1 pseudogene is annotated in these 205 nt (G+C 56.6%); it reads right to left on the bottom strand.

Annotated elements, in window-relative coordinates:
• A pseudogene (locus A1OO_RS06985) lies at positions 1 to 205 on the bottom strand (signal recognition particle-docking protein FtsY); the annotation flags it as partial.

The following is a 205-nucleotide window of genomic DNA, read 5'->3' on the forward strand; positions in this document are numbered from 1 at the left end:
TCAGCCTGTGCTTTCGCATCCGCTTCCGCTTGCAGGCGCGCTTGCTTTTCAGCCTGTGCTTTCGCATCGGCTTCCGCTTGTAGGCGCGCTTGCTCTTCAGCCTGTGCTTTCGCATCCGCTTCCGATTTCAAGCGAGCTTGTTCTTCAGCCTGTGTTTTCGCATCCGCTTCCGCTTGCAGGCGAACTTGTTCTTCAGCCTGTGCTT

The organism is Enterovibrio norvegicus FF-33, assembly GCF_000286835.2.
Classification (GTDB): Bacteria; Pseudomonadota; Gammaproteobacteria; order Enterobacterales; family Vibrionaceae; genus Enterovibrio; species Enterovibrio norvegicus_A.